Origin of the sequence: Protofrankia sp. Cj3, assembly GCF_917627355.1 — a bacterium.
Lineage (GTDB): Bacteria > Actinomycetota > Actinomycetes > Frankiales > Frankiaceae > Protofrankia.
Map to the genome: position 1 here is coordinate 1 of NZ_CAKJTR010000049.1, position 24516 is coordinate 24516.

Sequence of the window (24516 nt, forward strand, 5' to 3'; positions counted from 1 at the left end):
CCGGCCTGGGCGCGACCGTCGCACCCAGCGCACCCCGGTCCCGCGCCCGGCGCCATTTACCGATGTGCGTGTCGTACAGCCCTTCCCTACTCGCCACACCCGATGGACTGATCGTTCTGTCTCAAACCAGCTTGGCAGAGAGGGCATCAACATGGGACCCCACCGAAGGCCAAACGAAACTCAAATGAACCTGCCGAGTAGCATTTGCCCGCCCACCGTGAAACCGAGCGACCGGTCTGGCTGCGGACTGCCTTCTACCCCTGCGACCAGCGAGAATCCGCCCTCCGAGCGCGTGGACGCCCACGGACGTGCAGCGCCCGCCCAGCAGATCTGGGTGCGGCGCAACCCGTCACCGCCGTGCCGACCCCAAATGCTCCCGCTCTGTGGTTTCATTTGAGGCATGGTCCAAGATGTGGGTCAGATCATCGAGACCTTGCGCGCGGCCGGCGGTGACTCGACCAACGTGGAGGTTAAGTCGGCTGAGGGCGGGCTGCCAGACTCCCTGGCCCCAACGCTCAGCGCGCTCGCCAACCAGCCCGGAGGCGGCACGATCCTGCTCGGCCTCGACGAGCGAAACGACTTCCGGCCGGTCCGCCTGCCGGATCCGCAGAAGCTCAAGCAGGGACTAGCCGACAAGGCTCGGACGTTCAGACCGCCAGTCCGCCTGACCATCGACGATGCGGTGTCCGAGGGCAGGACGCTCGTCCTGGCGCGGGTGCACGAGTGTGACCTATCGATGAAGCCCTGCCGGGTCGGTGGAAGCGGTGTGGCCTACATCCGCGCGTACGACGGCGACTACGCGCTCAGCCAGCTGGAGGAACAGGCTTTCCTCGCCGCTCGTCAGGAGCCCCGCTTCGACCGCGCTCCCGTCCAGGACGCGACGCACGATGACCTCGATCCAGAACTGGTTGACGGGTTCCTCGCCGAAGTGCGCCATCGCGACCCGATGGGAGTAGGCCGTTTCGGCGATGATGACGAGCTCCTCCGCCGTGCCGGCGTGACCGTCGATGGCGGACAGCCGACGGTCGCCGGCCTGCTCGCGCTTGGCGTGCATCCGCAGCAGTGGTTCCCGCGCTACTCCATCCGGGCAGCGGCCGACCCGCTGCCGTCCGATCCCGCGGGGACGCGCGCACGCAGCCAGGCCTCCATGAGTGGCGCCATCCCCCGGATGCTCGATGCCGCATTGGAATGGGCCGGGCGCACCTTCGACACCACGATCGTCTCCCTGTCCGATGGCACCGTGCACGACCGGCCCGTCTATCCACTCATCGCCTTCCGGGAGCTGGTCGCGAACGCACTAGTCCACCGGGATCTCGATCATTGGTCCGCCGGCATCGCCATCGAGGTGCGACTGCGCCGGGATCGCCTCGTGGTGGCGAACCCCGGCGGGCTATACGGAATCACCGTCGATCGGCTGGGCCGCGACTACGTGACCTCGGCGCGCAACGCCCGTCTTGTCGATATCTGCCAATATGTGCGGTCCCCGAAGACCGGCGCCCGGGTCATCGAAGCGCTGGCGACCGGAATCCCCACGATCACGGAGGCGCTCGCAGCCCAGGGCCTGCCGCCGGCGCACTACATCGACAACGGCATCCGGTTCACCGCGGTTCTCCATCAGAGCCCGACCAGACCGGTCCTCACTCACGCCGAGCAGCGGGTACTCGATGCGATCCATGACGGCATCGAGACCGCGAACGACCTGGCGGCCGAGCTCAACGTGACCGCCCAGTATGTTCGCAGAATCCTCCGCGCGCTACGCGACCGCGGCCTGGTCATGCAGGAAGGCGGACGGGGACGACGGACCTTCTACCGCCCCACGGACCAGTAACGCGTCTCGCGCCGTAGTGCCGACGTGATCGGTTCTACCCCTTGGGATAGTCATGATCTGGGACCGATCCGGTGCTTCTCGGCATCGCGGGCGGCCGGCTCCTGCAGCCCTTTGGCGGCCCTGGTCGGTTCTGCTGGTGGTGCTGGCAGATCAGGCGACGATGTCGTCGGGGACCTCGGCCGGCCCGGGGCCGGCCCGTGGGACGTCGCCGGTGAGCGTCATCCCCTGCTGTTCGAGCCAGCTGGCGACGGCCAGCTCCGGGACCGGCGGTGCGCCGACAGAACTCGATGCAACATCGCGTCACCCCATGCAACAGCCGACCCATCACCGCAGCTCAGGCGACTGGAAGCTGAGCGCTCCGGCGGACCGGGCGGGCGCGAAACGCACTGCCGCAGCGCAATCACAGAAACTGCCGAATGTTGCATCAGATGCAACACTGCCTATTTATGGGCGGGTCGTCAGCTGATGGCGCGGCGGGTGAAGAGGCGGGTGGCCTGCCAGAGGAGGAGGCCCGTGGCGGTGGTCAGAACGGGGTAGACGATCAGGAGGCTGAGGTGGGGCTGGTTGGTGACGGCTGCGCGGAGTCCTTCGCTGGCGTAGGTGCGGGGGTCGGCGAGGGCCAGGCCTTGGACCCAGGGGCTGGACGATGGTGCGGGTAATGAAGTCGGCGGGCTGTCTGCGGAGCACGGTCAGGTCGCGGGCGAGCGGCGCGGCGAATGCCGCCAGCGCCGGGGATCGTGGCGTGTGGGCTGCGGGAATAGTCATGACTCGCGGAGTTCCTTGCCGGTGAACTGGATGAAGACCGATTCCAGGGACGGAGGGTCGACGCGAACCTCACGCAACCGGGCGTGGCAGGCGTCGGCCGCGGCGAGGACGGCGGGGAGAACCGGCTGGCCGTCATCGACGGTGAGCATGACGGTGCCGCCGAGCGGGCGGGCGTCGCGGGTGGCGGGCACGTTCGCTACGAGCGCCGCGGCCAGCTCAGCCGGGTCGGGGCCGTCGGCGGTGACAGTGACGACGGTGCCACCGCGGATTGATCGCTTGAGTCTGGTCGGGGTGTCCAGGGTCAGTAGCCGGCCGTGGTCGATGATCGCGATCCGGTCGGCGAGCGCGTCGGCCTCGGCCATGTCGTGGGTGATGAGCATGATCGTCTGCCCGGCCGCCTGCAGGCCGGTGATGATGTCGTGGACGGACAGGCGGCTCTGCGGGTCCAGGCCGGTGGTCGGCTCGTCGAGGAACAGCACCTCAGGCTGGTGCATGATGGCCCGGGCGATCATCAGGCGCTGGGCCATCCCGCCGGACAACTCGTCGACCCGCCTTGCCGGCGGTGTCCGCCAGGCTCACCTGATCGAGCAGGCGGCCGGCGCGTTCTTCCACGACCCGGCCGGCCGGGTTCTGCTCGTCCAGCCCTCCTACCGCACCGACACCTGGCTGCTCCCGGGCGGAGCCCTGGACCCGGGCGAATACCCGTGGGAGACCGCCCGGCGGGAAGTCCGGGAGGAAGTCGGACTGGAGCTGCGCCCCGGCCGGCTGCTGGGCGTCGACTGGGTGCCCGCTCAGCGGGACGGACGGCCGCCGCTGGTGCACTTCGTCTTCGACGGCGGGCCGCTGACCGCCTCCGACGCCGAACGCAGCCTGCGGCTCCCACCCGACGAGCTGACCGCCTGGCAGCTGTGCGGCCCTGTGGAGTGGGAGCGGCTCCTTCTTCCGCGGGTGGCCCGGCGCATCCGCGCCTGCGTGGACGCGCTGCGCACCGGACACACCGCCTATCTGCAGGACGGCTGGCCGTCGGCGATCCCGGCCGGCTGACCGGCCCCGGCCGGGAGCGACAGCGTCGTCGATGGATGGGAGCGATGACGCGAGCGACGCGCAGGGCGCACCCGCAACGCGATGCCGCGTCCTCCCCTGCTGCCGGTCGCTCTCAGGTGGGCCTGATGGATCGTCGATGGCGCGGACCTGCGCCCACATCAACCACCATCCATCGGGCACGCGCTAACCGCGGACTGCTGCCGCCAGGTTGTCCGCGCGCGATGTCGACTCCCAGGTGAAGTCGAGCTCCGGACGGCCGAAGTGACCGTAGGCGGCGGTCTGGGTGTAGATGGGCCGCAGCAGGTCCAGGTCCCTGATGATCGCGGCCGGCCGGAGGTCGAACACGGTCGTCACGGCGTCCTGGATCTGTTCGTCAGGCACTGTGCCGGTGCCGAAGGTCTCGACGAACAGGCCGACCGGCTGTGCCTTGCCGATGGCATAGGCCACCTGGACCTCGCAGCGGCGGGCGAGCCCGGCGGCGACCACGTTCTTGGCGACCCAGCGCATCGCGTACGCGGCCGAGCGGTCGACCTTGGACGGATCCTTGCCGGAGAACGCGCCACCGCCATGGCGGGCCATACCACCATAGGTGTCAACGATGATCTTACGTCCGGTGAGACCGGCGTCTCCCATGGGACCACCCACCTCGAACCGGCCAGTCGGGTTCACCAGCAACCGGTGCCCCGCCGTGGTGATCTCAAGCGCGGCCAGCTCCGGGGCGACGACATACTCGGCGATGTCCGGCGCGAGCAGGGTTTCAAGATCAATATCGGCCGCGTGCTGGGTGGAGACGACCACAGTGTCCAGCCGGACCGGGCGACCGGCCGAGTATTCGATGGTGACCTGGGTCTTGCCGTCTGGACGCAGGTAGCCGACCTTGCCGTCCTTGCGGACGGCGGCAAGGCGGCGGGCGAGCCGGTGCGCCAGCGCGAGTGGCATCGGCATCAGCTCAGGCGTCTCGTCACAGGCGAAGCCGAACATCAGTCCCTGGTCGCCGGCACCCTGCCTGTCCAGCTCGTCGTCGCTCGAGCCGCCGATCCGAGTCTCGTGAGCGGTGTCGACGCCCTGGGCGATATCGGGCGACTGCGAGCCGATCGACACGCTGACGCCGCAGGAAGCGCCGTCAAAACCCTTCTTGGACGAGTCATAGCCGATCTCGAGAACACGCTCCCGGACAACAGCCGCGATATCCACATAGGTGTCTGTGGTGACCTCGCCCGCGACATGGACCTGACCAGTCGTGATCATTGTTTCGACCGCGACGCGGCTGTACGGGTCATCCTTAATCATCGCATCGAGGATGGAGTCACTGATCTGGTCAGCGATCTTGTCCGGATGCCCCTCGGTAACGGACTCGGAAGTAAACAGGCGCATCGCCACGTTCTGACCCCCTGGGAGATCCAGTCGATTCCGACGAAGTCTACCGACGGGTACTGTCGGATACAGCGATAACGGAGCCATCCGCGGGCGCGAGTCGAGCCGTGACCAGGTCGAGCACCCGGTGCGAAAGAAGATCCTTACTGGTTCGTCCGATCACCGTCTCGGTGCCGTCCGAGCCGAGCACCACCGCCGCGTTGTCCTCGACCTCGAACCCGAGCCCGTCACCGACCTGATTGACCACGAGCAGGTCGGCTCCCTTACGGGCGAGTTTTTCCCGGCCGAGATCGAGAAGATCAGCCCCTGGCCCGCCGGTCTCCGCGGCAAAACCGACGAGCAGCTGACCCGGCTGGCGCGCGGCAACCAGTTCGGCCAGGATGTCCGGGTTACGGACCAGCGCGACGGGTTCCGGGTCGCCATCCGATTTCTTGATCTTATGGGCCGCCCGGGTGACGGGCCGGAAATCGGCGACCGCCGCCGCCATGATGACCACGTGGGCCGTTGCCGCCTCCGCGTGCACGGCGGCCCGCAGCTGCGCGGCCGAGACCACTCGGACGGTGTGGGCTCCCGCCACCTCCGGAAGAGCCACGTTGGCCGCCACCACGACAACCCGCGCGCCCCGGGAGAGCGCCGCTCTGGCCAACGCGTAGCCCTGGCGACCGCTTGAGGAGTTGCCGAGGAAACGGACCGGGTCCAGATGCTCGCGAGTACCACCGGCGCTGATCACGAACCGGTACCCGGTCAGGTCCGGCATCAGCCCGGCTGCCGGGCCCGTACCGTTGGCGTTGGCGTTGGCGTTGGCGGCTGATCCTGCCCGCGCCAGCACCGCCCGCGCCAGCGACGCGATCTCCGCCGGTGCCGGGAGCCGGCCGGCCCCGGAGTCCGCGCCGGTCAGCCGGCCGACCGCCGGATCAATGACCACGCAGCCCCGCGCCCGAAGCGTCCCCACATTGGCCCGGGTCGCCGGGTGCTCCCACATCTCGGTGTGCATCGCCGGCGCGAACACGACCGGACAGCGCGCCGTGAGCAGGGTGGCGGTGAGCAGATCGTCCGCGCGCCCGGTCGCGGCGCGCGCGAGAAGGTCAGCCGTGGCCGGGACAACCAGGACGAGATCGGCCTCGCGTCCCAGTGACACGTGCGCCACCTCGGCCGCGCCGGCCCACACGCCGGTCGACACCGGATGGCCGGACAGCGCCGCCCAGGTCGGCTCACCGACGAACCGCAGCGCCGAGTCGGTCGGTACGACCCGGACGTCATGCCCGGATTCGGTCAGCTGGCGAAGTACCTCGACCGCCTTGTAGGCCGCGATCCCGCCGGCCACCCCCAGCACGACGCGCGGGCGACGCGCGGGCGACGCGGCCGGCACCGGAGGCGCGCCCGGCTCCAGGCCGCTCAGGAGACCGGTGGCAACGGCTCGCTGACGGTCTCGTGCGTCAGCAGACCGGCGTTGATCTCACGCAACGCGATGGACAGCGGCTTCTCCTGCGCGCTGGCCGTCTCCACCAGCGGACCGACATACTCCAGCAGGCCCTCGCCCAGCTGCGAGTAGTAGGCGTTGATCTGGCGGGCCCGCTTCGCGGCGTAGATCACCAAGCTGTACTTGGAGTCGGTCGCCTCCAGGAGCTCGTCGATCGGTGGGTTGGTGATGCCTTCAGGCTGTGCGACAGTGCCGGACACGGTGTCCTTCCGGAAAACGCGGGGGCGGCCAGCTCACGGCGAGCCGCCATCATGATCGGATGTGGCCAGGGCGGTGGAGAACCGGTTGGGCGCGGTTCGCGGCGGCCCCGTAGGCCTCGGTTCACAACGGTAATGCCCCCAGCGTAGAACAGTCCTCCGGCCGCCGGTTGACAGGCGTCAGCTCATGGCTGTCAAGAACACCAGGCGGGCCGCTGCCGCCGTCACGTCGTCGTTGACGACGACCTCGTCGAACTCCGCTTCGGCGGCGAGCTCGATGCGTGCCCGGTCGAGCCGCCGCCTGATCACTTCCGGCGGCTCCGTGCCCCGGCCGACGAGCCGGCGGACCAGCTCCTCCCAGGATGGCGGGGCGAGGAAGACGAAGCGGGAGCCGGCCATCGTCGAACGCACCTGGCGGGCGCCCTGCAGCTCGATCTCCAGCAGGCAGGGCACCCCTTCGGCCAGCCGCGCCTCCAACGGCGCGCGCGGCGTCCCGTACGCATGCCCCGCGAACATCGCATGCTCCAGCAGCTCGCCTGTCTTGACCATTAACGCGAACTCCTCGGCGTCGACAAAGCGATACTCCACCCCCTCGGTCTCACCCGGCCGGGGGGCGCGTGTCGTACAGCTGACCGAAACCCAGACCTCAGGATGACGCCGGCGCACCTCGGCGACGACGGTTCCCTTCCCGACGCCCGAGGGGCCAGACAGAACAGTGAGCCGCATCAACACACCTTAGAGCGCCCGAGGATAGGACTGTCCGGCTCGCGGCTCCCCGCATCCCGCCCGGCCACGTTGTCGTCAGTCGGCGCCCAGTCCCAGGGCGCCTTCCTCCGCCGTCTTGCCGGATCGGGCGCGGATGAGCCGCTCACTGATCGAACGCCCTATCCTCGGGCGCTCTTAGTCATCCTCAAGGCCTCCGAGCATGCGAAAAAAACAAGATCACATACTCTTTGGCCGCCGGTGTCGTGGCCAAAGGGCGCACGCCTACGCACTTTCACACCGCCGAAGCCCCGATCGTCACCGGCGCTTCCATCGGGTGCCCTGTCGAGTTGGTTGACTTACCTGGTTAGTCAGGCCATCCATGATGGGGTTCTTCCTCAACTGTGCACCCCAGCCAAAGGCCGGAAAACAGCCGGTACGGCGGCCCGGCGGCGCGAGGTTCCACCATTACCGGGACACCGCACCGAACCCACGACGGAGGATGTGCGGCACACCCTCGCCGAACGCTGGCAGTGCTCAGGAGCTGGTGAACTCCTGAACCAGCGCGGCACGCTGTTTGGCGCCAAGGCCTCGCAGCCGACGGCTGTCGCTGATCGCGAGCCGCTCCATGATCCTGGTGGCGCGGACACGACCGACGCCGGGCAGGGATTCGAGAACAGCAGCCACCTTCATCTTTCCAATGACCTCATCGGTGTTGGCTCTCTCAAGGACGGACGCGAGTGACACTTCCGCCTTCTTGAGCCGCTCCTTGAGTTCTGCACGCTGCTTACGCGCCAACGCAGCTTTCTCGAGGGCAGCAGCCCTCTGCTCGGGCGTCAGGGGCGGCAGGGGCACGGGTACGCCTCCTTCTTTCGGGTGATCGCGGCGCCGCGCAAACTAGCGAGTAACGGGCGTCTCGGTCCAGTCGGTAGCACGGGTACATCCACGGACTATTGTCCACAAGACCGTGCCCGGATGTCCGGATGAATCGCGTTGCCCGCGCCGTACTGTTTGCTTTCGGTCGCTCGCGGACCCACCGTACCGGGCAGATCGCCTCGAGATGTCCCAACCGGGGCCTGTGTGACGTCACACCAGGTCAGCGGCACCGTGACGGTGTCAACTACCGGTCACAAACCGAGCCGCGGCAGCCCCTGGATCACTCGATGTAATGATCGGGCGCCCCACCACAAGAAGGTCGGAACCCGCTCCCAGCGCCGCCGCGGGCGTTGCAATACGCGCCTGATCGTCGAGATTCATGCCTTGCGCTCGAACTCCAGGAGTGATAAGAGTCACACCGTTTCCGACCTCCGCGCGCACCCCTGACACCTCACGCGGGCTGCACACCACGGCCCGCGCGCCAGCGGCGACAGCCAGTGCCGCAAGGCGGCGGACGACGTCGGCGGGCGGCTCGCCGTAGCCGGCCGAGGCGAGGTCGGCAGCGCCCAGGGAGGTCAGCACGGTGACCGCGGCGACCTCGACATCCGGCGCGGCGTCAACGGCCGCCCGCACCATCGCCGCGCCTCCGGCCGCATGCACGGTTACGTACCGGGGGGCGAGCGGAGCTACTGACCGCATCGCCCCAGCCACCGTGTGGGGGATATCATGCAGCTTGAGGTCGAGGAAAAGACCGATCCGGTCCCGTTCGGCCGGCCCTGGATCACCCCCGACCACGTCCCACAGGGCGGTCACGATGCCGGGTCCCTCACGGCAGAACAGTTCCAGACCGACTTTCACAACGGCGACGTGCGGTGCCACCGCGCGGGCCAGCCGCAGCGCCCGCGGCCCGTCGGGCACGTCCAGCGCGACCGCCAGCGGCGGCCGCGACGTCCAGGCGGCCAGTCGTGCCCCCGGCAGACCCGTCATCTCACCACCCCCGTCAGGCCCGCGGTCCCCGGCAGCCCTGTCAGCCCGTCCGCCCGGTCGTTGTGGCCGTCGTCGTGGCCGTCGTGGCTTGGCCGGTCGCCCCCTGGTCGCCGTGGGCATGGGCGTCAGCGGGCCGGGCAGCCATGGGCTGAAGGCCGGCGGGGACGCGGTGGCGGGCGGCGGCACCATCGGAGCCGCCGGACCGATCCCGATCGGACCAGGCGGCGTGCAGGTCCGCATGGAAGCTCTGCAGCGGCATCACCCCGATCTCGCCGCGTACCAGGGCCTCGATACCCTGCACGCAGGCGGCCGCGCCCTGGATGGTGGTGATGCAGGGCACGCCGGTCGTCACACACGCCGTCCGGATCTCGTATCCGTCCAGCCGCGGGCCGACACCGCACGGCGTGTTGATCACAAGGTTGATCTGCCCCGAATTGATCATTTCAACGCAGTCGGTCAGGCCGGAGTCCGGCGCCGAGTGCTTTCCGAGCACAACCGCCTTCACTCCGTTGCGGCGCAGCACCTCCGCGGTTCCCTCGGTGGCATAGACCACGAACCCGAGGTCCGCGAGCCGCTTGATCGGAAAAATCATCGCGCGCTTGTCCCGGTTGGCCACCGAGACGAACACCCGGCCGTAGGTGGGTAGCGACGCGTAAGCCGCGGCCTGCGACTTGGCGTAGGCGGTGCCAAAGCCCGCGTCGATCCCCATGACCTCACCGGTGGACTTCATCTCCGGCCCGAGCACGGTGTCCACCCCGTGGCCGCTGGCGTCCCGGAACCGGCCGAAGGGCAGCACCGCCTCCTTCACCGCGATGTGGGAGTCCATCGGCAGCGTCGCGCCGTCGCCGTGCGGCGGCAAGAGCCCCTCCGCGCGCAGCTCGGCGATGGTCGCGCCGACCATCACCCGGGCCGCGGCCTTCGCCAGCGGCACGGCCGTCGCCTTCGACACGAAGGGGACGGTGCGCGACGCTCTCGGATTGGCCTCCAGGACATACAGGACGTCGGACTGCATCGCGTACTGGACGTTGAGCAGGCCCCGCACCCCGACTCCGTCCGCGATCAGCCGGGTGGACTCACGAATCCGCTCCAGGTCGGCACGGCCCAGCGTGATCGGTGGCAGGGCGCACGCCGAGTCCCCGGAGTGGACCCCCGCCTCCTCGATGTGCTCCATCACGCCGCCCAGGTACAGATCCGTGCCGTCGTAGAGGGCGTCCACGTCGATCTCGACGGCGTCGTCGAGGAAACGGTCGACCAGTACCGGATGCTCGGGGGAGATCTCGGTCGCCCGCTCGATGTAGGAGCGCAGCATCTGGTCGTCGTAGACAATCTCCATGCCGCGCCCGCCGAGCACATAGGACGGCCGCACCAGCACCGGGTAGCCGACCCGGTCAGCCACCGTCCGAGCCTCGGCATAGGACGTCGCCACGCCGTGCAGCGGCGAGGGCAGCCCGGCTCGGGCGAGCACACGGCCGAACAGGCCACGATCCTCGGCCAGGTGGATCGCGCGCGGTGCCGTCCCGACGATCGGGACGCCAGCGGCGGCAAGCGATGCCGCGATGCCCAGCGGAGTCTGGCCGCCAAGCTGGACGATCACGCCGACCAGCGGGCCGGCCTGCCGCTCGGCGTGGACGACCTCCAGGACGTCCTCGACGGTGAGCGGCTCCACGTAGAGCCGGTCGGCGGTGTCGTAGTCGGTGGACACCGTCTCCGGATTACAGTTGATCATGATCGTCTCATAACCGGCCGCCGACAGCGACATCACCGCGTGACAGCAGGCATAGTCGAACTCGATGCCCTGCCCGATCCGGTTCGGCCCGCTGCCCAGGACGATGACCCGCGGCCGGTCGCTGGCGACGATCTCGGTCTCGGAATCATAGGACGAGTAGTGGTAGGGCGTGGCCGAGGCGAACTCGGCCGCGCAGGTGTCGACCGTCTTGTAGACCGGCCGGATGCCGGCGCGGTGCCGGAACGTGCGGACCACATCCTCCTTGGTCCCGAGGATCTCGGCGAGCTGCGCGTCGGAGAACCCCGCGCGCTTGGCCCGCAGGATCCCGGCGGAGTCGCGGCTGATGGTCTCGGCGATCTCGTTGAGGTTGGCGATCTGTTCGACAAACCAGGGATCTATGCCGGTCGCCTCGGTGACCTGGGCCGGGTCCGCGCCGGCGCGCAGCGCCCGCTGCACCGTGCGCAGCCGCCCGTCATGCGGGACGCGGGCACGGCCCAGCAGCTCATCGACGGTCGCGGGCTCGTCACCGGCGAAGGAGAACACCGCGCTGGGCTGCTCCAACGACCGCAGGGCCTTCTGCAGCGCCTCCCCGAAGCTTCGCCCCACCCCCATGGCCTCACCGACCGACTTCATCGTGGTCGTCAGTGTCGGGTCCGCGCCGGGGAACTTCTCGAAGGCGAACCGGGGTGCCTTCACCACCACGTAGTCCAGCGCCGGCTCGAACGCCGCCGGTGTGGTGCGGGTGATGTCGTTGGGGATCTCGTCAAGGGTGTACCCGAGCGCGAGCTTCGCCGATATCTTCGCGATCGGGTATCCGGTGGCCTTCGACGCCAGGGCTGATGACCGGGACACCCGGGGATTCATCTCGATCACGACGAGCCGCCCGGTGGCCGGGTCCACCGCGAACTGGATGTTGCAGCCGCCCGCGTCGACACCCACGGCACGCATGACCGCGATGGCCATGTTCCGCATCCGCTGGTACTCCCGGTCGGTCAGCGTCATGGCCGGTGCCACTGTCACCGAGTCACCGGTGTGCACGCCCATCGGGTCGATGTTCTCGATCGAGCAGACCACAACCACGTTGTCGGCGCGGTCGCGCATCAGCTCGAGCTCGAACTCCTTCCAGCCGAGGACGGACTCCTCGACGAGCACCTCCGACGACGGGCTCGCGGTGATGCCGTCCGCGGCCATCCGGCGAAGTTCACCGGCGTCGTGCGCGAAACCGCTGCCGGCGCCGCCGAGGGTGAAGCTCGGGCGTACCACAACCGGGTAGGAGAACTCCTCGGCGGCGTCGAGGCACTGCTGGGTCGTCGTGCAGATGGCGCTGCGCGCGGTCTCACCACCGACCGACGCGACGATGTCCTTGAACGCCTGGCGGTCCTCCCCCGCCCGGATCGCGTCGATGTTCGCGCCGATCAGGCGGATGCCGTACCGGTCGAGGACACCGGAGTCGTGCAGCGCGACCGCGGCGTTCAGCGCGGTCTGGCCGCCCATCGTCGCGAGCAGCGCGTCGGGCCGCTCCCGATCGATGATCTTTGTAATCATGTCCGGCGTGATCGGCTCGACATAGGTGGCGTCCGCCAGGTCCGGGTCGGTCATGATCGTGGCAGGATTGCTGTTGACCAGCACCACCCGCAGGCCTTCCGCGCGCAGCACCCGGCAGGCCTGGGTACCGGAGTAGTCGAACTCGCAGGCCTGGCCAATAACGATCGGCCCGGACCCGATGACCAACACGCTGCTCAGATCTTCTCGCCGCGGCATCAGTGCCTGACCTCCCATCGGCATCCCCGCGCGTACGCCTGCGCGGGAGTATCCGGCCCGCTGTATCCTGCGCCGGCGCTCACCGGGAAGCCGCCATCAGATCGCGGAACCGCTCGAACAGATCGTGGGCGTCGTGGGGGCCGGGCGCCGCCTCCGGATGGAACTGCACGCTGAAGGCGGGCACGTCCAGGCAGGCGATGCCCTCCACCACACCGTCGTTGAGCGCCACATGGCTGACCTCGACCCGCCCGTAGGGCGTGTCGGTGACGCGGTCACGCGGCGCCCTGACGGCAAAGCCGTGGTTGTGGCTGGTCACCGAGATCCGTCCGGTCGCGGTGTCGGCAACCGGCTGGTTCACCCCGCGGTGGCCGTAGGCCAGCTTGTAGGTGTCGAAACCCAGCGCCCGAGCGAGCACCTGGTTGCCGAAGCAGATCCCGAAGACCGGGATCCCGGCGTCGAGCACCCGGCGCACGGCCTGGACCGCGTAGTCCGCGGTCGAGGGATCGCCTGGGCCGTTGGACAGGAACACCCCGTCCGGGGCGAGGTTGAGCAGGGCCTCGCCACCGGCGCGGGCCGGCAGGACGTGCGTCTGGCACCCGAGCGCGGACAGCGCCAACGGCGTCGACCGCTTCATGCCCAGATCGAGCGCGGCAACCCGGAACATCGGCGTACCGGTCGCGGCCTGCACCACGTATGGTTCCCGGGTGCTGACCTCCGGCGCCAGGTCCGCGCCGGCCATGCGTGGGCTCGCGCGCACCGACTCAAGCAGGGCGCCCGCGTCCTGCCCGGCATCGGCGATCCCGCACCGCATCACGCCGCGTTCCCGCAGATGGCGGGTGAGCGCCCGGGTGTCGACACCGCTGATGCCCACCACTGCGGCGGCCACCAGCGCGTCGTCCAGAGTGCGGCGTGACCGCCAGTTGGAGGCGATCCGGCTTGGGTCACGAACCACGAGCCCGGCAACATGGATCTTCGATGACTCGTCGTCATCGTCGTTCATGCCGGTGTTGCCGATGTGTGGCGCGGTCATGACCACGATCTGGCGGTGGTACGACGGGTCGGTCAGCGTTTCCTGGTAGCCGGTCATGCCGGTGGCGAAGACGATCTCGCCGAAGGCCTCCCCCACCGCGCCGAAGGCCTCACCGACGAAACCGCGCCCGTCCTCAAGCATCAGGCGTACCGCGTGGGTCCGGGGCCCGGCGCTCCCGTCCTCGAGCGCCGCCGGCCGCGCCGGATCGCCCACGCCGCCAGGAAGACCCGCCTCGTCCCAGTTCACCGCGCTGGCGGTCCGCCGCGACGGCCCGCTCTCCACGTCATTCGACGCGCTCTCGCTCTCGCTCCCGCCCACGCTCACCAGATGTCCTTTTTCATCTTCCGGACGACGTCCCCCAGCGGGGACGTGAGGGGATCAACCTGGGCCGCGTTGGCGGAGTACCCCGAGCCGTCCTTACCGGTACCGGCCGGGCCGGGCCGGGAGCCCGGTGGGTAGGCGCCTCCCGGCCCACCGCGTGACCCGGGAGAGTCAGTGGAGCGGGGCGCGCGGGTCACGACGGGTATCGGGGAGGTGCCCGCCGGCCGGGACGCACCCGGCACGGTGGCGGGGCCGAGCACCGGTGGGCTGTTACCCAGCGCGCCGGGTGAGCGGGCCGGTGGCACGCCATCACCGGCCGCGGGCGGTACCGGCGGGACCGGGCGAGTGCTCTCCGGCCCCTGGCCGGCCGTTCGCGGACGCAGCCGTGACACCGCCCGGCCCACCGGCCGCGGCCTGGTGACCTCGCCGTCGGTGGGCCCTGGGGCCGGCCCGATCAGGCCGTGCACCGCGCGCACCACCTTGGGCTGGCGCGCCCGGTCGTCCCCGCGCAGGCCGGTCTCCAGCTCATGACCGCCGAACGACCAGGCCAAAACGATGATGCGCCCGGCACCGGCGACCTTGCCGGCGTGTGCCCGTTCCAGCCGAGCGCCGCGGACGGCATCCCGCGGGATCCAGAACGGCTCGCTGCCCGTGCGGTCCACCTGGATCCCGTGCTCGTAGACGGTCACGTACGCGTCCGCGCGCCCGCCGAGCCCCCGGGCGGTGATGCGGTCGAGCCAGTGCCCGGCATCGACCGTCCCCAGGTAGAGGCCCTTGAGCGGCGCGGTGAGAACGGTACCTGTCTGGCCGGGGACCACGGGCAGATCGGGGAGGTCCTCCTCCTGCCGCTCAGCGCGGTGACGCCAGGTCCGGCGCATCCCGCCGACCGCGGCCACGAACAGCAGCAGACAGCCCAGGGCGAACACCAGATGCAGGCCCAGGCGGTCGGGACCGCGTTGCGGCGCCGTACCGGCAAGACCGTCGGCGACGGTGACGAGCGAAGCGGCGAAGGTGAGATGGTCGGTCATACGATCTTCCCGTCAAGCACGGTGGGACGCCCCCGCAAGAATGTGGCCTGGACACGTCCAGGCAGGCTGCGGCCGGCGTAGGGGGTGTTGCGACTGCGGCTGGCGAACGCGTGCGGATCCACCGTCCAGCGGGCCGCCGGATCAAGCAGGACGACGTTCGCCACGGCGCCTGGGCGCAGCGCCGCGGCCACGTCCCGCGACGCCTGGGGCAGGCCGCCGATCCGGCTCGGGGCGCCCGCCATCCGGTCGGCGAGCCCGGCCCAGTCCAGCAGCCCTGGCTCCACCATGACCATGATCGCGATCGACAGCGCGGTCTCCAGGCCGACCATGCCGGGACGGGCGGCGGCCCACTCCGTTTCCTTGTCCTGCGGGGCGTGGGGAGCGTGATCGGTCGCGATGCAGTCAATGGTGCCGTCGGCCAGCCCGGCGCGCAGTGCCTCGACGTCGGCGGCGGTCCGCAGCGGTGGGTTGACCTTGTAGACCGGGTCGTAGGAGGCGGCCAGGTCGTCGGTGAGCAGCAGATGGTGCGGGGTGACCTCGGCCGTGACCCGCCAGCCCTTGGACTTCGCCCAGCGCAGGATCTCCACCGAGCCCGCGGTCGAGACGTGACAGACATGCAGCCGCGAGCCCACATGCCCGGCCAGCAGCGCGTCCCGGGCGATGATCGCCTCCTCGGCGGCGGCCGGCCACCCGGGCAGGCCGAGCCGTGCCGACACGACGCCCTCGTTCAGCTGCGCGTTCTCGGTCAGCCGGGGTTCTTGAGCGTGCTGGGCGATCACCCCGTCAAAGGCCTTGACGTACTCCAGCGCCCGGCGCATGAGCACCGCGTCGGACACACAGTTGCCGTCGTCGGAGAACACCCGGACGGCCGCCGCCGATGAGGCCATCGCGCCCAGCTCGGCGAGCCGGGCACCGTGCAGCCCCTCGGTGACCGCGCCGACCGGGCGCACATCACAGTGCCCGGCGGTCCGGCCGAGCCGCCACACCTGCTCCACCACCCCGGCGGTGTCCGCGACCGGCTCGGTGTTGGCCATCGCGAACACGGTGGTGAAACCACCCAGTGCCGCCGCCCGGGTGCCCGAGGCGACGGTCTCGGCATCCTCCCGGCCCGGTTCGCGCAGATGGGTGTGCAGGTCCACCAGCCCAGGCAACGCGATCAGACCGTCCGCGTCGAGGACGGTCGCGCCGGGCGCGGACAGGGCCGGCCCGATCTCGGCCAGCACCGGGCCATCCAGGAGCATGTCCACCGCGGCCCCACCGAGCGGCCGGACACCGCGCAGGAGCCAGCGTCCGCCGCTGTCCACCGGATCTCGCACGGCGGCGTCAACGCGTTGCGTCATGAAGCGGCCTCCAGAACGAACATCGTAGGGAGTGCGGCGGCACAGACCACCGAGAGCACAGTCATGCCACCTCCCTGGTACCGCCCAACAGCAGGTACAGAACAGCCATCCGCACGCTTACGCCGTTGGCGACCTGCTCGACCGCTGTCGAGCGGGTCGAGTCGGCCACATCCGAGGCGATCTCCATGCCACGCACCATCGGCCCCGGATGCATCACCAGCGCGGACGCCGGCATGGCCGCGAGCCGGTCGGCGTCCAGGCCGTACCGGCGGGTGTACTCCCGCTCCGTGGGGAAGAACGCCGCCGTCATCCGCTCCCGCTGGACCCGCAGCACGATGACGACATCGCTTTTGGGCAGCACCGCGTCCAGATCGTAGGAGACCGTGACCGGCCATCGCTCGATCCCGACGGGCACCAGCGTGGGCGGGGCGACCACCGTCACGGCCGCTCCCAGGGTCGACAGCAGCCACATGTTGGACCGGGCCACCCGGGAGTGCAGGATGTCGCCGACGATTGTGACGGACAGGCCGTCGAGACGACCGAGCCGGCGCCGGATGGTGAACGCGTCGAGCAACGCCTGGGTCGGATGCTCATGGGTGCCGTCCCCGGCGTTGACCACGCTGCCGCGCACCCACCCGGCAAGCCGGCGCGGAGCCCCGCTGGCCGGGTGCCGGCACACCACCACGTCCGCGCCCATCGCCTCGAGGGTGAGCGCGGTGTCCTTGAGGCTTTCTCCCTTGGAGACGCTCGAGCCGCGGGCGGAGAAATTGATTACATCAGCGGACAGCCGCTTGGCCGCGACCTCGAACGACGTCCGGGTCCGGGTCGAGTCCTCAAAGAACAGATTGACCACCGTACGACCGCGCAGGGTCGGCAGTTTCTTGACCGACCGGTCCGCGACGGTCGCCATGTACTCGGCCGTGTCGAGCACGAGCAGGGCGTCATCCCGACCAAGATCTTCCGCGGAAAGCAGATGACGCATCACACGACCCACCTGGCCGGCATCCGCCAGCGGGTGCGGGCGCCGCGGGCCGGCCGAGAATGCCGCCGCCACCCGCGGGCGAGGCCGTTCATCAACCCGCCCCTTCCGAAACAATCATCACCGCGTCACGGTCGTCGGTTTCGACGAGACGGACCGCTACCACCTCCTGGCGGGAGGTCGGCATGTTCTTGCCCACATAGTCGGCCCGGATCGGCAGTTCCCGGTGGCCGCGGTCCACCAGGACCGCAAGTTGCACCACCCGGGGCCGGCCGAACTCGGCCAGCGCGTCGAGAGCCGCTCGCACCGTGCGCCCGGAGTACAGGACGTCATCGACGAGAATCACCGTCGAGCCGTCGATCCCCCCGTCGGGAAGGTCGGTGACCTCGAGCGGGCGGACCGCCCGAAGCCGCAGATCGTCGCGGTGCATGGTCGGGTCGAGCGAACCCACCCCGAGCTCGATGCCTTCCACCGCGCGGACCCGGGCGGCAAGCCGGTGCGCCAGCGGCACCCCCCGGGTGGGGATACCGAGAAGCACGACGCCGGCACCGCCGGAGGTCTTCTCCAGGATCTGATGCGCCATCCGGGTGAGTACCCGACCGATGTCCGCGCCGGAGAGGACGGTACGAACGGTGCCCTGGCCGGATGCCTCCGGACCGGGCAAGGATCCACCCGTGGCGGTTGTGGCCATGACGGTGTCCCTCCTTCCCCGCCTCACTGGACGGCCCTTAAAGGAGCGGTTCGGATGACGGTATCAGGCACCCGCACAGGCCCTTCGACCTGCGGGTACGCGAAAGGAACCACGACCGCACGCTCTTTGACGCACTAGATTGTCACTGCACGTTACAACCTTAGAACCCGACGCGCATGAACAGTCCTTTGTGGGGAAGTTCCCATAGCCGTAGCGCCTAGCGCGATCGGAGTACTACAGAAAGTGGTACAAAGAAAGAGCCAACACGACCCCCCTGGTGTCGAGCCGCAACCGGCCCGGGACTACTATGGGTAACCACCGGCGGCAAGAGCCCCGGTTCCAACTGATCGACCACGACGGGAGTGGGCACTCCGATGTCCGACTATGCGAAGGCGCTCGGTACTCGGCTGCGCGCAATACGCACCCAGCAGGGGCTCTCGCTTCATGGCGTCGAGGAGAAGTCGCACGGGCGGTGGAAGGCTGTCGTCGTGGGCTCCTACGAACGCGGAGACCGCGCCGTTACGGTGCAACGCCTGTCCGAACTTGCCGAGTTCTACGGCGTCCCGGTGGGAGAGCTCCTCCCCGAAGGCTCGACCGTGGCTCCACTCGAGCAGTCGCCGCGCATCGTCCTCGACCTGGAGCGTCTTTCCCAGGTGCCCAAGGAGCAGGGCGGCCCGCTCGCCCGCTACGCGGCAACCATTCAGAGCCAACGCGGCGACTACAACGGCCGCGTGCTCTCGATCCGCTATGAGGACCTGCGTTCTCTCGCCGTCATCTACGACACCTCACCGAGCAAGCTCACCGAGCAGCTTGTCTCGTGGGGGGTGCTGAGCCCCGACCAGAATCAGGAAGTCAGCATCAGCGAGTCCGCCTAGGGTGTGCCTGAGGCCGCGCGAGCATGGTTCCTTTCGCGCGGCCGGAGGCTCTCAGCCGGAGGCGCTCAAGGAGCGCGATCCGGCTCCGAGGCGCCAGAACGCGAGGGTGGTCCGCCGGAGGCTCCCGGCATCCGGCGGACCAGGCCGGGACCAGGCCCGGATCAGCGCTGGGCCGAATCTCGCCGGTCACGACCGGGATTTTCACCCTGGCTGAGAGCGACCAGCACCAACGGGCGCGGCGTCACCGGGCTGGGGCACGCACCCCAGCCCCGCTCCTTGAGCCAATCCCCTACTGCCGGGCGCTCTTAAGATCAAGAAGCCGCGCCAGCAGGCCGTTGACGAACGCGGGCGAGTGTTCCGTCGAGATCGTTTTGGCGAGTTCGACCGCTTCGTCGATGGCCACCCCGTCGGGGATGTCCTCACGCCAGAGCAGTTCCAGAGCGCCGATCCGCAGGATGTTGCGATCGACCGGCGGCATCCGCTCAAGCGTCCACTCCTGCGCGTGGTCGGACAGCATCCCGTCGATGTCGGCGAGGCGCTCGACAACACCTTGGACCAGGCTGACGGTGTATTCCGGCACCGGCGGATCGGCCTGCGCGAGACGCTCGGCAAGCGTGTCGGTGAAGCTGTTCCCGCGCATGTCGGCCTCGTAGAGGATGTCGAGAGCACGCTTGCGAGCCTTCGACCGGGCGCTCAGCTCGTCACCCGGCCGAGATAACGGCCGTCCCTGGTGTCGACCTTGACCTTCTCACCGGTGGTGATGAACAAGGGGACCTGGACGGTGGCACCGGTCTCCAGCGTCGCGGGCTTGTTGCCACCGGTGGAGCGGTCGCCCTGCACCCCCGGCTCGGTCTCCGAAATAATCAGCTCGACGCTCGCCGGGAGCTCCACGTACAGGGGCGCGCCGTCGTGCAGCGCCACCGTCGCGGTGGTGTTCTCCAGCATGTAGTTCGCGGCATCGCCGACGACGTCGGGCGGGATCGGCAGCTGGTCGAACGACTCGCTGTCCATGAAGACGAAGTCCGCGCCGTCGCGGTAGAGGAAGCTCATCTCCCGCCGGTCGACGGTCGCCAGTTCCACCTTCACACCGGCGTTGAACGTACGGTCGACAACCTTGCCCGTCAGGACGTTCTTCAGCGTCGTCCGGACAAACGCCCCGCCCTTCCCGGGCTTGACGTGCTGGAACCCGACGACGCTCCACAAGGTGCCGTCGAGGTCGAGTGTCATGCCGTTCTTCAGGTCATTCGTGGTCGCCACTGCGCGCAACTCTCCAGCCGGACCAGCAGGTTGGTCCGTTCGACTGACGGGGATCTCGGGAGAGTCTATAGCCATACCGAACAGCCGCCCGCCAGCCGAGGTGTCAGGCGCCGTCGCGCGGCCGGCGGGCGGCGATCGCCCGCAACGCGAGAAGGTACGAGTCGAAGCCCAGCCCGGTGATGGTCCCGGCCGCCACCGCGCTGATCACGCTGTGGTGCCGGAAGGCCTCCCGGGCATGGGTCTGGCTCAGGTGCACCTCTACCAGCGGTCCCCGGACCTCGGCGGCGGCGTCGCGCAGCGCGTAGGAGTAATGCGACCATGCCCCCGGGTTCAGTACCACCGCTGCCTCAGTGTCCGCGGCCTCGTGCAGCCAGGCGAGCATCGTGGCCTCGTCGTCGGTCTGCCGGCAGTCCACCACCAGGCCCAGCTCCGCGGCCTGCCGCTGACAGGCAGCGACAAGATCGTTATAGTCACGGCTGCCGTACACCGCCGGTTCCCGCCGGCCCAGCCGGCCGAGGTTCGCGCCGCTGAGCACCATCACCCTCACGATGGGACCTTCACGACCGGACTCCCAGAGCCGGGCCGGCGATCACCGGAGCATCGACGGCCGGGCCGCCGGCCCCACCACCCGCGCCGGACGAGGCCGGCAGCTCCGACAGCTCCCGGGCGACCTCCGAGAAGGCGGCCACCACCAGCGCCGGGTCCGGATCGTCGAGCACCCGCGGGCAGGCCAGCGCGTCGAGGACGACAAAGCGCAGCCGGCGACCGCGGCTCTTCTTGTCCACCCGCATCGCGTCCAGCAGATCCGCCCAGCGGTCCGCCCGGTAGGTCGTGGGCAGGCCGATACGTTCGAGCAGTTCGCGGTGCCGGTCAGCGGTGGCGTCGTCCAGGCCCGCCGCGAGCCGGCTCAGGGAAGCGGCGAAGACCATCCCGACGGACACCGCGGCACCGTGGCGCCAGCTGAAGCCCTCGACCTTCTCGATGGCATGCCCCAGGGTGTGCCCGTAATTGAGGATCTCCCGCCGGCCGGCCTCCTGCGGATCGGCCGACACGACGCCCGCCTTGACTCTGATCGACCGCTCCAGCAGCTCACGCTGATGGCGCCGGCCCGTGGGGTCGTCGTCAAGCAGATCGAGGATGGCCGGGTCCGCGATGAAGCCCGCCTTCACCACCTCCGCGAGCCCCGAGGCGTGCTCGCTCGCGGGCAGGGTCGCGAGGGTGGCGAGGTCACACAACACGGCCAGGGGGTGATGGAAGGCGCCGACGAGATTCTTGCCGGCATCGATGTCGATCCCGGTCTTGCCGCCGATCGCCGCGTCCACCATCGCCAGGACGGTGGTCGGCACCTGCACGACATCGACGCCACGCAGCCAGGACGCGGCCACGAAGCCGGCGAGGTCGGTCGCGGCTCCGCCGCCGAGGCCGATGACGACATCGTCACGGGTGAAACCGACCTGGCCGAGGACGTCCCAGCAGAAGCCGGCGATGCGCAGCTTCTTGGCCTCCTCGCCGTCCGGGACCTCGATCGCGTGGGCCTCGACCGTGGCCGTCGCCCGCAGGTCCGCGACCACGGCGTCCGCGGTCGCCCGCAGCGCCCGCGGATGGATCACCGCGGCCCGGGTCCGCCCGGCCACCAGATCGGCGAGGTCGCCGAGCAGACCCTCACCGACGACGACCTCGTACGGCCGCACGCCGTCCGGAGCGACCTCCAGCCGGGTTACCGGCGCCACCGTCACGGCCTGACCACCGCCTGTTCGACCAACTCGACTACCTCCTCGGGTGTGCGGCCCGCGGTGTCCACCACCACAGCCGCGACTTCGGCATACAACGGCGCGCGTGCCCGCAGCATCGCCGCGATCCTGGTACGCGGGGCCTCGACGAGCAGCGGGCGGTCCCGGGCGAGCCCCACCCGCGCCACCGCGTCGCTGACCCCGACGTCGAGGTGGACGACCCGCTGGCCGCGTAGCGACGCCCGCGTCGCCGCGTCCAGCACCGCGCCACCACCCAGTGCGAGGACACCGTCATGCCCGGTCAGAGCGCGCGCGACCGCATCCCGTTCCAGCGCACGGAACGCCTCCTCACCGCGCTCGACGAAGATGTCGGCAACCGGCATCCCGGCCCGCAGCTCCACATCCGTGTCCGTGTCACGGAAGCTCGTACCGAGCCGCCGCGCGAGCAGCTGCCCCACCGTGGTCTTCCCGGAGCCGGGCGGGCCCACCAGCACCACGAGCGGCCGCCGTCCGCCCTCGACAGCGACGATCATACCGGCTCCGACCTGATGACCAGCGACTGCACGTACATCTCACAGTTGCGCCGGGACTCCGCCACCGAGTCGCCACCGAACTTCTCCACCGCCGCGTCGGCGAGCACGAGCGCGACCATGGCCTCGGCGACGACCCCCGCCGCGGGTACCGCGCACACATCCGAACGCTGCGCGATCGCGACCGCCTGTTCCCCGGTGGCGACGTCGATCGTGGCCAGCGGCCGGGACAACGTCGAGATCGGCTTCATGGCCGCCCGGACCCGCAGCGGCTCGCCGGTGGTCATCCCGCCCTCGATGCCGCCGGCACGGTCGCTGGCCCGGCGCACCCGATACGGCCCGCCCGGCGTCCCGTCGGTGGGCAGCCGTTCGATCTCGTCGTGGGCCTGCGACCCCCGCCGCCGGGCTGTGGTGAAACCGTCACCGAACTCCACCCCCTTGATCGCCTGGATGCCCATGAGCTCACCGGCGATCCGGGCGTCGAGGCGACGATCACCATGGACGTAGCTGCCCAGCCCGGGTGGACAGCCGTAGGCCAGGACCTCGACGATCCCACCGAGGGTGTCGGCATCCCGGCGGGCGGCGTCGATCTCGGCGACCATCCGCAGGCTCGTCGCCGGGTCGGCGCAGCGGACCGGGTCGGCGTCCACCACGTCCATGGTCATCGGCTGCGGTGCTGGCGAGCCGGGCGGTACCGCCACCCCGCCGATCGCCACCACATGGGAGACGACCTCAATGCCGTACGCCTGGCGGAGCAGGGCCTTCGCGACGGTCCCGAGGGCGACGCGCGCCGCGGTCTCCCGGGCGCTGGCCCGCTCGAGCACGGGCCGGGCGTCGGCGAACCCGTACTTCTGCATCCCGGCCAGATCCGCGTGACCAGGCCGCGGACGGGTCAGCGGAGCGTTTCGGGCCAGCCCCGCCAGCTCCGCGCTGTCGATCGGATCCGGCGCCATGACCTGACGCCACCTGGGCCACTCGGTGTTGCGGACGACGACGCTGACCGGGCCGCCCAGGGTGCGGCCGTGGCGCACTCCCCCCAGCAGCTCGACCTCGTCACGCTCAAAGCTCATCCGTGCGCCGCGGCCGTGACCGAGCCGGCGGCGGGCGAGCTCGTCGGCGATCTGAGTGCTGGATACCCCTATCCCGGCCGGCAGCCCCTCGATGGTTGCCACCAGGGCCGGGCCGTGCGACTCCCCAGCAGTCAACCAGCGCAGCATGCACCCAGTCTTCCATGCGGGCCGGCCATCGACGGCGGGCCGGTCATGGCGGGCGGGCCGGTCATGGCCGCGCGGGCCAACCGACGATCGCGACGAAGGCGCCCGCGAGCAGGAACGGCCCGTACGCGATGCGCGCGCTCAGGCTGGCGCGCCTGGTCACCAGCAGGAGCAGTGCCCACATCCCGGCCAGCGTCATCCCCACCACGAACCCGGTGAGGACGGCCGAGGCGCCAAGCCACCCGAGGGCGCCGCCGAGCAGGCCGGCCAGCTTCACGTCGCCGAACCCCAGGCCGGCGCCGGGCAACGCCCACAGCCCCGCGGACACCACGGACACGACCGCGGCGGCGAGGAGACCGCGCCACCATCGTCCCAGGTCCCCGTCCACGACGGCCGCGAGCCCGAACAGCGCGGCCAGGATCGGATAGGACGGCAGGGTGATCGCGTCAGGCAGCCGATGAACCCTGATGTCGATGACGGCAAGCAGCACTCCCGTCACCCCCAGATAGGCGTATGCCGGCAGCCAACTGACATGATCGTTTAATGCGGCCGCGAACGCGGCGACCACCACGCCGGTGAGCACGCCCAGCGACCAGCCGGTGGGCACCGGTGTCCGGATCCGCTCACCGTCGACCGGCTCGAAGGCGCCCACCAACGCGGGAAGCGCCGGGACGACACACAGCGCGGCAAGGACGATCACTATGCTGGACGCGGTTCCCAGCACGTTCACGGGGGTGGCCCGCCGCCGGGCGCGGCCGACACCGATGCCGACACCGATGCC

Annotated in this window: 23 protein-coding genes; 3 read left to right on the forward strand and 20 right to left on the reverse strand. The window is 70.0% G+C overall.

What is annotated here, in order from left to right:
* Positions 1-400: 400 nt before the first annotated feature.
* Positions 401-1828: an ATP-binding protein gene (locus MJ783_RS09145; protein ID WP_239309951.1), complete on the forward strand. Its 1428-nt coding sequence runs from the start codon at positions 401-403 to the stop codon at positions 1826-1828.
* A 761-nt stretch (positions 1829-2589) separates the two neighbouring features.
* On the opposite strand, the gene MJ783_RS09150 is transcribed toward MJ783_RS09145, so the two are convergent.
* Positions 2590-3105 (reverse strand): hypothetical protein, encoded by a 516-nt coding sequence (locus MJ783_RS09150; protein WP_239309952.1) that lies wholly within the window; start codon positions 3103-3105, stop codon positions 2590-2592.
* Here MJ783_RS09150 and MJ783_RS09155 point away from each other — a divergent pair.
* Positions 3086-3637, forward strand: coding sequence for an NUDIX hydrolase (locus tag MJ783_RS09155; protein WP_239309953.1), 552 nt, complete (start codon positions 3086-3088; stop codon positions 3635-3637). The two genes, MJ783_RS09150 and MJ783_RS09155, sit on opposite strands and share 20 nt — an antisense overlap.
* 183 nt (positions 3638-3820) lie before the next feature.
* On the opposite strand, the gene metK is transcribed toward MJ783_RS09155, so the two are convergent.
* The 12 genes from metK to pyrR all read right to left on the reverse strand — a co-directional run bounded on the left by metK (position 3821) and on the right by pyrR (position 18129).
* Positions 3821-5017, reverse strand: coding sequence for a methionine adenosyltransferase (metK, locus tag MJ783_RS09160; RefSeq protein WP_239309954.1), 1197 nt, complete (start codon positions 5015-5017; stop codon positions 3821-3823).
* Positions 5018-5057: 40 nt separating this feature from the next.
* Positions 5058-6380, reverse strand: coding sequence for a bifunctional phosphopantothenoylcysteine decarboxylase/phosphopantothenate--cysteine ligase CoaBC (coaBC, locus tag MJ783_RS09165; RefSeq protein ID WP_239309955.1), 1323 nt, complete (start codon positions 6378-6380; stop codon positions 5058-5060).
* Positions 6381-6406: 26 nt separating this feature from the next.
* Positions 6407-6691 carry a DNA-directed RNA polymerase subunit omega gene (gene rpoZ / locus MJ783_RS09170; RefSeq protein WP_239309956.1) on the reverse strand — a complete coding sequence of 95 codons (285 nt, stop codon included), beginning with the start codon at positions 6689-6691 and terminating at the stop codon, positions 6407-6409.
* Positions 6692-6868: 177 nt separating this feature from the next.
* On the reverse strand, positions 6869-7414 hold the full coding sequence (gene gmk / locus MJ783_RS09175) for a guanylate kinase (RefSeq protein ID WP_239309957.1): 546 nt from the start codon (positions 7412-7414) through the stop codon (positions 6869-6871).
* A gap of 513 nt (positions 7415-7927) precedes the next feature.
* Positions 7928-8245, reverse strand: coding sequence for an integration host factor, actinobacterial type (mihF, locus tag MJ783_RS09180; RefSeq protein WP_239309958.1), 318 nt, complete (start codon positions 8243-8245; stop codon positions 7928-7930).
* Positions 8246-8506: 261 nt separating this feature from the next.
* Positions 8507-9253, reverse strand: coding sequence for an orotidine-5'-phosphate decarboxylase (gene pyrF / locus MJ783_RS09185; RefSeq protein ID WP_239309959.1), 747 nt, complete (start codon positions 9251-9253; stop codon positions 8507-8509).
* A 40-nt stretch (positions 9254-9293) separates the two neighbouring features.
* Positions 9294-12740: a carbamoyl-phosphate synthase large subunit gene (carB, locus tag MJ783_RS09190; RefSeq protein ID WP_239309960.1), complete on the reverse strand. Its 3447-nt coding sequence runs from the start codon at positions 12738-12740 to the stop codon at positions 9294-9296.
* A 79-nt stretch (positions 12741-12819) separates the two neighbouring features.
* Positions 12820-13911 (reverse strand): glutamine-hydrolyzing carbamoyl-phosphate synthase small subunit, encoded by a 1092-nt coding sequence (gene carA, locus MJ783_RS09195; protein WP_239309975.1) that lies wholly within the window; start codon positions 13909-13911, stop codon positions 12820-12822.
* A gap of 179 nt (positions 13912-14090) precedes the next feature.
* Positions 14091-15119 (reverse strand): hypothetical protein, encoded by a 1029-nt coding sequence (locus MJ783_RS09200; protein WP_239309961.1) that lies wholly within the window; start codon positions 15117-15119, stop codon positions 14091-14093.
* Positions 15116-16459 (reverse strand): dihydroorotase, encoded by a 1344-nt coding sequence (locus tag MJ783_RS09205; RefSeq protein ID WP_239309962.1) that lies wholly within the window; start codon positions 16457-16459, stop codon positions 15116-15118. Before MJ783_RS09205 ends, MJ783_RS09200 begins: the two co-directional genes overlap by 4 nt.
* 61 nt (positions 16460-16520) lie before the next feature.
* Positions 16521-17441 carry an aspartate carbamoyltransferase catalytic subunit gene (locus MJ783_RS09210; RefSeq protein ID WP_239309976.1) on the reverse strand — a complete coding sequence of 307 codons (921 nt, stop codon included), beginning with the start codon at positions 17439-17441 and terminating at the stop codon, positions 16521-16523.
* A 91-nt stretch (positions 17442-17532) separates the two neighbouring features.
* Entirely contained in the window at positions 17533-18129 is a 597-nt protein-coding gene (gene pyrR / locus MJ783_RS09215; protein ID WP_255720349.1) for a bifunctional pyr operon transcriptional regulator/uracil phosphoribosyltransferase PyrR, read from the reverse strand.
* A 374-nt stretch (positions 18130-18503) separates the two neighbouring features.
* On the opposite strand from pyrR, the gene MJ783_RS09220 reads away from it, so the two are divergent.
* Positions 18504-19004: a transcriptional regulator gene (locus tag MJ783_RS09220; RefSeq protein ID WP_239309963.1), complete on the forward strand. Its 501-nt coding sequence runs from the start codon at positions 18504-18506 to the stop codon at positions 19002-19004.
* A 289-nt stretch (positions 19005-19293) separates the two neighbouring features.
* Here MJ783_RS09220 and nusB read toward each other — a convergent pair whose 3' ends face one another.
* The 7 genes from nusB to MJ783_RS09255 all read right to left on the reverse strand — a co-directional run.
* On the reverse strand, positions 19294-19701 hold the full coding sequence (gene nusB, locus MJ783_RS09225; protein ID WP_370651575.1) for a transcription antitermination factor NusB: 408 nt from the start codon (positions 19699-19701) through the stop codon (positions 19294-19296).
* Entirely contained in the window at positions 19698-20261 is a 564-nt protein-coding gene (efp, locus tag MJ783_RS09230; protein WP_239309965.1) for an elongation factor P, read from the reverse strand. The genes nusB and efp overlap by 4 nt, the downstream gene beginning before the upstream one ends.
* A 103-nt stretch (positions 20262-20364) precedes the next feature.
* Positions 20365-20808: a type II 3-dehydroquinate dehydratase gene (gene aroQ / locus MJ783_RS09235; RefSeq protein WP_370651572.1), complete on the reverse strand. Its 444-nt coding sequence runs from the start codon at positions 20806-20808 to the stop codon at positions 20365-20367.
* A gap of 10 nt (positions 20809-20818) precedes the next feature.
* Positions 20819-21997, reverse strand: a complete 1179-nt coding sequence (gene aroB / locus MJ783_RS09240; RefSeq protein WP_239309966.1) for a 3-dehydroquinate synthase — start codon at positions 21995-21997, stop codon at positions 20819-20821.
* The gene (locus tag MJ783_RS09245) at positions 21994-22524 is read right to left on the reverse strand and encodes a shikimate kinase (RefSeq protein ID WP_239309967.1); all 531 of its coding nucleotides are present in this window, start codon (positions 22522-22524) and stop codon (positions 21994-21996) included. The genes aroB and MJ783_RS09245 overlap by 4 nt, the downstream gene beginning before the upstream one ends.
* Positions 22521-23738 (reverse strand): chorismate synthase, encoded by a 1218-nt coding sequence (gene aroC / locus MJ783_RS09250; RefSeq protein ID WP_239309968.1) that lies wholly within the window; start codon positions 23736-23738, stop codon positions 22521-22523. Before aroC ends, MJ783_RS09245 begins: the two co-directional genes overlap by 4 nt.
* A 61-nt stretch (positions 23739-23799) precedes the next feature.
* The coding region (locus MJ783_RS09255; RefSeq protein ID WP_370651573.1) for a prepilin peptidase at positions 23800-24516 on the reverse strand (717 nt) is incomplete at its 5' end.

Bases quoted from the DNA above. Each gene is read 5' to 3' on its own strand.
- MJ783_RS09220 (WP_239309963.1), top strand. From the start codon at position 18,504: ATGTCCGACTATGCGAAGGCGCTCGGTACTCGGCTGCGCGCAATACGC.
- MJ783_RS09145 (WP_239309951.1), top strand. From the start codon at position 401: ATGGTCCAAGATGTGGGTCAGATCATCGAGACCTTGCGCGCGGCCGGC.
- MJ783_RS09150 (WP_239309952.1), bottom strand. From the start codon at position 3,105: ATGATCGCCCGGGCCATCATGCACCAGCCTGAGGTGCTGTTCCTCGAC.
- MJ783_RS09245 (WP_239309967.1), bottom strand. From the start codon at position 22,524: ATGATCGTCGCTGTCGAGGGCGGACGGCGGCCGCTCGTGGTGCTGGTG.
- MJ783_RS09155 (WP_239309953.1), top strand. From the start codon at position 3,086: ATGATGGCCCGGGCGATCATCAGGCGCTGGGCCATCCCGCCGGACAAC.
- MJ783_RS09200 (WP_239309961.1), bottom strand. From the start codon at position 15,119: ATGACCGACCATCTCACCTTCGCCGCTTCGCTCGTCACCGTCGCCGAC.
- aroC (WP_239309968.1), bottom strand. From the start codon at position 23,738: ATGCTGCGCTGGTTGACTGCTGGGGAGTCGCACGGCCCGGCCCTGGTG.
- MJ783_RS09210 (WP_239309976.1), bottom strand. From the start codon at position 17,441: ATGCGTCATCTGCTTTCCGCGGAAGATCTTGGTCGGGATGACGCCCTG.
- gmk (WP_239309957.1), bottom strand. From the start codon at position 7,414: ATGCGGCTCACTGTTCTGTCTGGCCCCTCGGGCGTCGGGAAGGGAACC.
- pyrR (WP_255720349.1), bottom strand. From the start codon at position 18,129: ATGGCCACAACCGCCACGGGTGGATCCTTGCCCGGTCCGGAGGCATCC.
- carA (WP_239309975.1), bottom strand. From the start codon at position 13,911: ATGCTTGAGGACGGGCGCGGTTTCGTCGGTGAGGCCTTCGGCGCGGTG.
- MJ783_RS09205 (WP_239309962.1), bottom strand. From the start codon at position 16,459: ATGACGCAACGCGTTGACGCCGCCGTGCGAGATCCGGTGGACAGCGGC.
- pyrF (WP_239309959.1), bottom strand. From the start codon at position 9,253: ATGACGGGTCTGCCGGGGGCACGACTGGCCGCCTGGACGTCGCGGCCG.
- carB (WP_239309960.1), bottom strand. From the start codon at position 12,740: ATGCCGCGGCGAGAAGATCTGAGCAGCGTGTTGGTCATCGGGTCCGGG.